This window comes from Methylosinus sp. R-45379 (genome assembly GCF_001644125.1).
Lineage (GTDB): Bacteria > Pseudomonadota > Alphaproteobacteria > Rhizobiales > Beijerinckiaceae > Methylosinus.
In genome coordinates, this window is record NZ_LUUM01000260.1 from 40,638 (window position 1) to 50,943 (window position 10,306).

Consider the following 10,306-nt stretch of genomic DNA (forward strand, 5'->3'; position numbering starts at 1 on the left):
AGCTTCATTCTGGGCGCGTGTGGCGTAGTCGAGCGGCTCGCTTATGGAGACGCTTCGACAGTGTGCGTAACGGAAGTCCTTCCGAAAGTGGGGGTGGATGCGTAAGAATCCCGGTGAACGATGCTCTTCCAATTCATTGCCTCGCCGTGAAGTCTCTCGCCGCATTCTGCTCTCGACTCTTTTTCTCGCCGGCGCCCTCACCGTGGGCGGACTGGCGGGGCTCGCGATGCGGAGCGCCGAGCAGAAGCCCGAGCCGCCCGCGGCAGCCGCGCTCACGATAGACTCGCCGGCCGAGACGACGGCCTCGATCGAGTCGCCCTCCTTCTCCATTCCCTTCGGCGTGCTGGTCGGCGATCTGCGCTCCCATGCGGCGCCCAAGACGGTCGTCGCTACGCTCGAGGCGCCGCAATCCCTGCTGGCGCCTGTGGCTGCGCCGACGCCGCCCGCCCGCAAGGATGCGGGTCTGGAGCAGCAGGTCGCGGAAGAGGAAGAAGACAGCGCGCCGCTGCCGCCGCCGCGTCCCTCCGAATTCGGCCTGCGCGTCCATCTGCCCGTCATCCGCAGCGCGCGCAAGACGGCCTCCGCGCCGGCGTCGGAAGAGGAGAGCAGCCCCTCCTTCTTCGAGAAAGTGTTCGGCCCGTTGCAGCCGACCGGCAAGGCGCTGGCCTATGCCGCGCCGGAGACGGGGCTCTTCGACGGCCTGCGCAATGTGACGCGCGGCAATCCGACGACGGCCTATGACAATCAGACCGCCGTCTACGACATCAGCGCGCATACGGTCTATCTGCCGGACGGCACGCGTCTCGAGGCGCATTCGGGCCTCGGCGACAAATTCGACGATCCGCGCTTCGCCCATGTGCGCATGCGCGGCGTCACGCCGCCGCATACTTACGATCTCACCTTCCGCGAGAGCCTGTTCCATGGCGTGCGCGCGATCAGGCTGACGCCGATCGGCGGCGAGGGCGCGATCTTCGGCCGCGCCGGCCTGCTCGCGCATACTTACATGCTCGGCCCGCGCGGCGACTCCAATGGCTGTGTGTCGTTCAAGAATTACGCCGCTTTCCTGCGCGCCTTCGAGCGCGGCGAGATCAAGCGCCTGGTCGTCGTCGGCAAGCTGTAAACAGCGACCCTCGCCCCTCATGCTGAGGAGGTCGTGAAGCGACCGTCTCGAAGCGCGAGGGGGAGTTCCAGAAGGCGGCGCGTGAAATTTCCCTCCCGCTTCGAGACGCGGCGTTCTGCCGCTCCTCGGCGCGAGGGAAATTTCATCTCCTTCATATCTCTGCCGTCCGAGCTTTCACAATTTCTTCGGCTCGTCGAAGGCCGGCAGATTGCGGCAGCCGAGCGCGCCATATTCCTCGACGCGCTTGCGCGCTCCCGGCGTGCCGCGCCGCGTGGGATCGAGCGCGATCCAGGCAAAGAGGGTGAAGGCCGCGTCGCAAGGCTTACCCACGGCGACATAGGCGTTGGCCAGCTCGACGAATAATCGCTCATGCACTTTGGCGCGATCGTGGAACAATTCGATCGCCGTCTTATATTCGCCGATCGATGCGTCATAGCGTTTGGCCGCAAAGAGCGCCCGCGCGCGCAGATAATGAAAATCCGGGTAGATCGGCTGTTCGGAGATCAGCGCATCGGCGATTTTCAGCGCGCCCTCCGCGTCGCCGATGCGCAGGAACAATTCGCCGGCGCGGCCTTTCTCCACAGCGCTGTCCGGGCAGGCTGCGGCGAAGCCGCTATAACCGCGCGCGGCGACGCGCTCCTCTCCTTCGACGATCAGCGCCTCGGCGAGAGCGGCGATCGCGCGCTTGTCGCAGGGCTCGCGCAGCAGCTTGGCGAGCGGCTCGGAAATTTTAGGCGAGGCGACGAGGCCTGCCCGCAGCGGCTCCATCTCCAGCCGGGCGTAGACGGGCGCATATTCATCGGCCGGGGTCGGGGCGCCGATGGCGCTCGCCGCCGCATAGGCTTGGCGGCGCAGAAAGTCGCCGAACTCCGGCGCGATGACGACAGCGAGCCCGAGCGCGGCCAAAATCGCGACGATCGCGCCGATCCAGACGCGGCTTCTTTCCGGCGAAGGCGGCGGGGCGATGCGGTCCCCGCGGTCGATCTCCATGACGCCAATTCCTCTCTGAGTTTTACCGAGGCGCCTCGGCGGGTTCAATTCTTGTCGGAGCTTTCGGGCAGTTCGACGCCGGGGCGCCACTCATCCGCAATGGCGAGCGCTCTGTCTTTTTGTTCCCGGGAGAGCCCGGCGGCTAATCCGTCCTGATTTTCACGATAGCCGATGTCGTCTTCCCCTTTGCCGCGCGTGATGCGGCTCGCCAGCACGAAGAACGCATAGGCGAGGGCCGGATCTTTTTGGACGCCATCGCCGCGGCCGTATTGGACGCCGAGAGCGTTTATCGCCTCCGCATATCCTTGGCCGCCTGCGGCGCGGCGCCATTTCGTGGCTTCTTTCGGGTCTTTCAGAACTCCTTGGCCGAGGCTGTAGGCGCTGGCCAAGGCCTCTTGCGCGGCGGCGTCGCCATTTTCTGCGCGCTCGCGCAGGATCGCATTGGCCCGGCGATCCCATTCATCGGCCTTCGCCACATCCACGGGCGCGCCGCCTCCCGCACGAAGCAATTGCGCGACGCGCCGTTGCGCGCTCACGACATTCTGCTCCGCCGCGCGGGAAGACCATGTGAAAGCCGAGGCCCGATAGCGTGCGGATGCGGCCGCGTCACGGAAGTTCAGGGCGACGAGAGCCTCGTAGGCGAAAGCCAGTCGCAATTGCGCGACGGCGTCCCCCTTTTCGGCGGCCGGAGTGAGCTCGCCGATCGCGCGGGGAATGTCCCCCGCCTGCAACGCCGCCTCGCCCTCCGCGACCCCGCCGGAGGCGGAGGTCTCGATCAGGAAAAACAGGATCGCGCAAATCGCGATCGGAACCGGGAGCCGCATCGCGTCGACCTCCTCGAAATGAATATGATTCTATAATCGGCCGAGCGGAACCCGCTTTTCAATCCGGTTCCGCTCGACGAAGCGCCGTCGCCGAAAGCAGTCGCAGACGATCGCGGCGAAAGCGCGTCCGGCGTTTCCCTCGCCTCAGACCTCCCGCAAAATCTCCTCGAGCGCGGCGTCCAGCGCCTCGGGCTCCGGCTCCTCTATCGTCGCGCTCTGCGTGAAGATCAGCGCGCAGCGCACATTTTTGTGCGGATAGAGCCGCAGCGCAGCGGCGCGATAGACGGCGAGCTGCCGCAATTGCGCCGGCGTCGCCGGATGGCGCGGCGCGCCGGTCTTGAAATCGGCGACGATGACGTCGGTTTCCGTCTCGGTGAGCCGATCGATGCGGCCGCAAATAGCGATCTCGCCGCGCGGACTGTCGAGCCGGGCGACGATCTCCACCTCCGGCGCCGAGCCCGGCCCGAACAAAGGCGCGAGCGAGGCATGGTCGATCACCGCGAGCACGGCGGAAACGAGCCGCTCGCGCTGCGCGGCGTCGAGCGGGGCGGCGCGCAGCTCCAGAAAGCGCAGCGCCGCCTCGACGCGCCGCTCCGGCGGCGCGTCCGGCAGGCGCTGCAGCAGCGCATGGGTGAGCCGGCCGACCAGCAGACGCTCGCGGTCGCGCCGCGTCGGCGCTGCGGTCTCCTCGCCGGTGAAAGGATCGGCCGCCGCCAGCGCCGTCGCCGGGCGCAAGGGCGGGGCCGGCGCGCGCTCTTCCGGCGCCGGCGTGCGCGCATAAAGCGGGACCATGGTCGCCGCGGCCTCTCGCGTCTCGTTCGCCGCCGTCGCGCCATGCGCCGTGACGCCATAGCGCAAAATCTGCTTCGTCTCGTCCAGCGGGTCTGGCGCGTTGTCGCAGGCGGGCTCGAGCGCGTTGCGGATCGCGTCGTACCAGCAGCCGGCGCCGCGGCCCGCCGGCCCGTGGAAGCCGCCGACATAGAGCCGCTCCTCGGCGCGCGTCAGCGCCACATAGAGCAGCCTGCGATGTTCCTCCCGCGCCGCCTCGCGTAGCGCCTCGCGCGCGTTGGCCACGGCGGGCGGATCGGCGGCCATAGCGCCGGACCAGACCAGCGTCGCGCCATCCTCCTCGCCGAGCCGGAATATCTTCGGGTCGTGCCGGCCGGAGGGGCCGCCGCACGTATCCGGCAGAAAGACGACCTTCGCCTCCAGCCCCTTGGAGGCGTGCACGGTCATCACGCGCACGGCGTCGCCGGCCGCTTCCATGTCGCGCTTGACGGAAAGCTGCAAGCTCTCGACGCTCGCCAAAAATCCGGCGAGGCCCTGCGCCTGCTCGCGCTCGAAGGTGAGCGCGAGGTGCAGAAATTCGTCGATCGCGTCATTGGCCTCCTGGCTGAGCCGCCCGACCAGTCTCTCGCGCCCGCCGCCGGCGCTGAGAATATGGCTGTAGAAATCGAAGGGCGCGCGCGTGCGCGCCTCGCGCGCCCAAGCATCTACCCGCGCCGCCGCCTCTTTATGCGCCGGCTCCGGCGAGGCGGCGAGGGCGTCGATGAGCGCGCCTTCGCGCTTGGGCGCGAGGGCGATGAGATCATCGTCGGTAAAGCCGAAGAGCGGCGATTTCAGCAGCGTCGCCAAAGTGAGATCATCCTCGCGCAGCAGCGCGACTCGGCCGAGCGCGACGAGGTCCATCACCGCAATATGGCCGGAGAGATCGAGACGATCGGCCCCGGCGACGGGAATCGCCTCCGCCTTCAGCGCGCGAATGACGCCTTCGAAAAAAGCGTCGCGCTTGCGCACCAATATCATCACATCGCCCGGCCGCACGGGGCGCATCGCGCCTTTGTCCTCGACGCATTCGCCATTTTGCGCCGCGAGCAGCGCTTTGATCTTGCGCGCGATCTTGCGCGCGAGCCGCGCCGGCGGTCCCGCCTCGTTCACATAATCGAGCGGCAGGCGCCAATCCTCCGGCGCCTCCGCGCCCTGGGACGCCTCCGGCTCCCATATTTCGACGAGACCCGGAACATCGGTCTTCCAGGCCTCGTGCAATGGCGCGGGCTCGTCGCGGTCCGCCGCGAGGCCGCGCCTGTTCTCCTCGACGGAGAAGACGATATCCACCGCGCCGAGCACTTGCGGCGAGGAGCGGAAGGAGCGCGTCAGCCGCACCGTCTCGAAGCCGAGCTCGGCGTCGCGAAAGCGGCGCGCGAAATCGCGGCGCATGGCGTCGAATTTCTCCGGCGCGGCGCCTTGAAAGGAGAAGATCGACTGCTTCTCGTCGCCCACGGCGAAGAAGGTGCGGATGCGCCGCGTGGCTCCCGCGCCGGCGCAGAACTCATCGGCGAGCGCGGCCAATATGTCCCATTGCGCCGCGCTCGTGTCCTGCGCCTCGTCGACGAGAATGTGGTCGATGCGCGAGTCGAGCTTGTAGAGCACCCAGGACGGGCTCGAGCTTTGAAACAGCCGACGCGTGCGCTCGATGAGATCGTCGAAATCGAAGAGGCCGCGATTGCTCTTCATCCGCTCATAGGCGGAGAGAATGGCGTCGCCGATCCGCGCCAGCGCCATGGAGCGATCCAGCGCCGCCGCCGCCTTGCGTTTTTCCACCAGCGCGACGAGCCGATCGCGCTCATCCTCGAGCCGCGCCAACAATGCGGGCTGCTGTTTTTGAAGCGCGGCCGAGATCATCTTCTGCTTGCCGAGCCCGCGCGGCTCGCCGTCCTTCTTGAAGAAGACCGCTAGATATTCATCGGCACAAGCGGTGTGTTGTGGAAGAGCGCCTATGAGCCCCGCTGCGATCGTCAATTGGGTCGCGAGCTTCCCATCATTCGCCCCGCCGCCGCGCAGCGCCTGCGCTATCCCCGGCCAATCGCGTGGCGCTATCCCGCCCTCGACAATCTCGCGCTCCACCGCCTCGAGCGTCTCGCCTTCGCGCAGCCCTAAGCGCTCGCGCAGCAATTCCGCATAATCGCCGGACGACAAATTGCGATGCGCCGCGCGATGGCCGAGCAATTCCGCGATCAGCTCGTCGAAGCCGCCGCCGGAACAAAGCCGCGAAACGGTTTCCAGCGCTGCGCGCAGCTCACCTTCGTCCAGCACGGCGCGGGCGAGCGTCTGCCGCCGCGCGCGCTCCAAAAGCTCGGCGCGCTCCAAATCGTCGAGCACGCGGAATGACGCCGCGACATTGGCCTCGAAGGGAAAGAGATGCAGAATCCTTTCGCAAAAGGCGTGGATCGTCTGAATCTTCAACCCGCCCGGCGTCTCCACCGTGCGTGCGAACAGGCGCCGCGCGAAGACGAGCTCCGCGCGCGACGGTTGCGGCGCGCCAGTGGCGAGAATGGCGGCGGTCAGCGCTTCATCGTCGAGCAGCGCCCAGCCGGCGAGAATATCGAAAATGCGCGCCGCCATATTGGCGGCCGCGGCCTTTGTGTAAGTGAGGCAGAGAATGCGCGAGGGCGGCGCGCCGGCGAGCAGCAGCCGCACCACGCGCTGCGAGAGAACATGCGTCTTGCCCGAGCCCGCATGCGCAGCCACCCAGGCCGATTGCGCGGGATCGGAAGCGGCGCGCTGCCGCTCCCGCGTGTCCTTGGCGATGGGTCGTCTGTCGCTCATCCAATTTCCATTCGGAGCGAAGGAAAGCGCTCTAAGGCGATGTCTTCTCGATATTCTCGGTGACGGCTTCGTCGATCATGCTGTCGAGATCGGTCGCCTTGGTCTCCTTGGTGAAGAGGAGCGCGACGATCGTCGAGGCGCCGAGCATAGCGAGATAGAGGCCGACCGATTCCGCTCCGTAATTCTGCGCGATCCATGTCGCCACAAAGGGCGTCAGCGCCGCGCCGAGTATGGAGGCGAGATTATAGGAGACGCCCGAGCCCGTATAGCGCGTGTTGGTGGGGAAAAGCTCCGGCAATATGGCCGACATAGGCCCGAAGGTGAGGCCCATCAGCGACATGCCTATGCTGAGGAAAACCAGAATGAGCCCGCGATTGGCGCTTTCGCCGGTTCCGATGAGATCCTTGGAGAGGAAGAAGCGGAAGGAGAGGCCGAACAGCACGATGCCCGTCGTCACGATCAGCAGCAGCTTGCGACGGCCGATCCTGTCGGCGAGATGTCCCGAGACGGGGATGAAGCCGGCGAAGAACAGTACCGAAATGAGCTGCAAGACGAGAAAATCGCGATAGCCTATGCCGAGATTGCCGAGCGCGACCTTGCCTATGCCATAGGAGAGAATCCACGTCGTCATCAGATAGAAGAGACCGTATGTCGCGACCATGATGAAAGTGCCGAGCAGAAGCTCTTTCGCATTGTTGCGAAACACATGGGCGAGCGGCGATTTCAATTTCTCGCCGCGCTCCAATGCGCGCGCGAACACCGGGGTCTCATGCAGCTTCAAGCGCACATAGAGGCCGAGCGTCACCAGCAAAATGGAGAGCAGGAAGGGCAGCCGCCAGCCCCAGGCGAGGAAATGCTCGTCCGGCGTCGCGCGCGTGGAATCGAAAGCGAAGAGAATGGTGAGCGTCAGGAAGAATCCATTGGCGAGAATGAATCCGAAAGGCGCGCCGAGCTGCGGCCACATCGCCGCCCAAGCGCGCTTGCCCTTATCGGCGGTCTCGGTGGCGAGCAGGGCGGCGCCCGACCATTCGCCGCCGAGGCCGACGCCCTGGCTGAAACGGAAAATGGTGAGCAGGACCGGCGCGAACAGGCCGATCTGATGATAGGTCGGCAGAAGGCCGATGGCGAAAGTGGCGAGGCCCATCAGCAGCAGCGAGCCGACCAAAGTCGCTTTTCGCCCGACGCGATCGCCGAAATGGCCGAAGAGGACGGAGCCGATCGGCCGCGCGACAAAGGCGACGCCGAATGTCGCCATTGAGGCGAGCAGCGCCGCGCTGCCCGCGCCGGCCGGGAAGAACAATAGCGGAAACACCGATACGGCGGCGGTGGCGTAGATGTAGAAGTCGAAGAATTCGATCGTCGTGCCGACGAGGCTCGCGAAGATGATGCGATTACGGTAGCTTTTATCCGACCCTTCGAGAGCCATTTTCAAATTCCTCGCCAATGTTCGAATGCTGCGCGTCGATCCGGCGTTTATGAGGATCGAAGGCCGTTTTGGGAAACCATACAAGAAATGTAGTTTGACCGCTATCGAAGGCGGTCGCCGCCCCCGGCTCCGATCTTTTGCTTAGCGAGACGTGAATCCTCCGCGGCGTCGCGTCGTCCCGAAGCGGGAAGAATGGCACGAGAGGTGGACAAAGCCCGTCCGAATCGGGGGCGCCGAAAATCGGCGGCCGATTCCTTGCCGAAACTTCAAAAAGCGTGGTGAAGGCTTCGTGTCTTCGACGGCAGGAAGCCGCGTCGATAGGCTTAGCGGAAAGTGAATCCGGCGCCCGTTTCCGCCGTCCCGAAGTGAGAGCGGCGGCACGAGATGTGGACAAACAGCGTCCGAATCGGGAGCACTGAAAAGCGGCAGCCGATTCCTTGCCGAAGCGTCAACCAGCGTGGTGAGTGCTTCGTGAACGCCGCGTCTGGGCGCTCGACCGCGCGGCTCTCGCCATGGCCGGGCGACCGTCGCTCGCCTCTACACGCCGCCATCGTCGCGCCGCTCACTCACCGTGGCGGCGCGGCCTGCTGCGAGGGCCTCTCAGGGCAGCGTGCGGAAGAAAAGGCCCCTGACCCGGCCGTCGGGCGCGAGGTCGATGCGCCATTCGGTCTCGCTTTTTTCGAATTGCGCGCGGTAGACGTCCCAGCCGTCCACGCCGACGCCGACGAAGCGAATGTCCTTCAACTCACCTTTGGCCGAGAGCTCCTCCGCGATCGCCTCGGCTCGCTCTCGCGCCAATGTGGCGAGCGGCTCCGTCATGCGCGTGGACTCGACCTCTCCGCACCGCGCTTCGTCGATCGTTCGGCGGATCGCCTCTTCGCTGTCCGGCTGCGGCCGATTTTCGCGGATTCTGCGCGCCAGCTCCTCCTCTGCGCGTCGGGCCTCCGTTTCGTCGATCCGCCGCGCGACCAATTCGACGCCGTTCTGATGGATCGTCAGCGCATTCGCTGTTTGGTCGCGGTCTACGGAAAAGACGAGCTGAGCCGGGACGACCTTCAGAAAGAACTCGGTCTCGCTCTCTGGAAAAATTTCATAGGCAGCCTGCCCGGTCACTTGACTGAAAAGCCGGTCATCGTTGCGCGTGATCGTGATCCCGCCCCTGATGGCGTCGAATTGGTAGGCGCCGACGTAGCGATCGTAGAGTTCTGGATCTATGGGCGTCATCTTGCGTGGACGCGCCTGCTCGTAGCGGCGCTGCGCGATCAGGTCGAGCGATGTCTGCGTCATGGTCGTCTCCTTTGCGAGCGTTATGAGTTCGTCGAGCGAGAGCGTCCCGCCCGTGGAGAGTTTCGTTCGGGCGGCGCAGACGAGCGCCAGCTTCTCGCCGATGCGCTGGCGTTGTTCGGTGAGCGCCGACTGTTGCATTCCCAGAGTTCGGTCGAGATCGATTGCGCGGCCCTCGAGCAGCGCGGCGATGCGGGAGAGGCTGAGGCCGAAGCGCTTTAGAGCGAGCACCTCGTGAAGGCGGGCGATCTCTTTTTCCCCGTACAGCCTCCAGCCCTTCGCCGAACGGGCCGGCGTCAGCAGGCCGCGCTGCTCATAGGTTCTGAGACCGCGAACCGTGACGCCGATGCGTTCTGCGCATTCCGCCGCGGTCAGCAACATGTCCTTGCGTCTCGACTCTCTCACCGGACGAGCCCTCCTGTTCCTCAGGGTCTAATCTATGACCCAAGGGACGGCGCAAGCGTCATTTCGCGACCTCGGAAGCGACGCGGTGCGAGGCCCCGTGTCTGGCGTCGCCGCCGCGCGCAAGGCGCGAGATGTCGCGTCGATAGGCTCAGCGAAAAGTGAATGCGGCGCCGCTTCCGCCGTCTCGAAAGTGGAATTGCAGCACGAGAGGTGGACAAACCCTGTCCGAATCGGGGGCGTCGAAAATCGGCCGTCGATTCCTTGCCGAAGCGTCAATCATCATGGTGAAGGCTTCGTAAACGCCGTGTCTTCGCGTCTCGGCTCGTCACCGCCTTCACAGGCTTAGCGAGTGGTGAATGGCTGACCTCTTCGCGCCGTCCCGAAAGTGGAATTGCGGCACGAGACGTGGACAAACCCCGTCCGAATCGGGGGCGTCGAAAATGGGCCGTCGATTCCTTGCGGAAGCGTCAATCATCATGGTGAACGCTTCATAAGCGCTGTGTCTTCGCGGCTCGTCGCGTCACCGCCTTCATAGGCTTAGCGAGTGGTGAATCGTCGGCCTCCTCGCTCCGTCCCGAAAGTGGAATTGCAGCACGAGAGGTGGACAAACCCTGTCCGAATCGGGGGCGTCGAAAATCGGCCGTCGATTCC

At 65.5% G+C, this 10,306-nt stretch carries 6 protein-coding genes; 1 reads left to right on the plus strand and 5 read right to left on the minus strand.

The window, feature by feature from the left end; all coding sequences use genetic code 11:
• Positions 1-136: 136 nt before the first annotated feature.
• A complete protein-coding gene (locus A1351_RS14790; RefSeq protein WP_024881187.1) occupies positions 137-1,120 on the plus strand; it encodes a DUF2778 domain-containing protein in 984 nt (327 codons plus the stop codon).
• Positions 1,121-1,294: 174 nt separating this feature from the next.
• On the opposite strand, the gene A1351_RS14795 is transcribed toward A1351_RS14790, so the two are convergent.
• The 5 genes from A1351_RS14795 to A1351_RS14815 form a co-directional block, all read right to left on the minus strand.
• Positions 1,295-2,110, minus strand: coding sequence for a lipopolysaccharide assembly protein LapB (locus A1351_RS14795; protein ID WP_024881186.1), 816 nt, complete (start codon positions 2,108-2,110; stop codon positions 1,295-1,297).
• Positions 2,111-2,154: 44 nt separating this feature from the next.
• Complete coding sequence (locus A1351_RS14800; protein WP_026599460.1) at positions 2,155-2,934, minus strand: tetratricopeptide repeat protein; 780 nt, start codon at positions 2,932-2,934, stop codon at positions 2,155-2,157.
• 144 nt (positions 2,935-3,078) lie between these two features.
• Positions 3,079-6,540 (minus strand): double-strand break repair helicase AddA, encoded by a 3,462-nt coding sequence (gene addA / locus A1351_RS14805; protein WP_064033365.1) that lies wholly within the window; start codon positions 6,538-6,540, stop codon positions 3,079-3,081.
• Positions 6,541-6,571: 31 nt separating this feature from the next.
• On the minus strand, positions 6,572-7,966 hold the full coding sequence (locus A1351_RS14810) for an MFS transporter (protein WP_064033366.1): 1,395 nt from the start codon (positions 7,964-7,966) through the stop codon (positions 6,572-6,574).
• A gap of 600 nt (positions 7,967-8,566) precedes the next feature.
• Positions 8,567-9,655, minus strand: coding sequence for a MerR family transcriptional regulator (locus tag A1351_RS14815; protein WP_157096320.1), 1,089 nt, complete (start codon positions 9,653-9,655; stop codon positions 8,567-8,569).
• Positions 9,656-10,306: the final 651 nt, after the last annotated feature.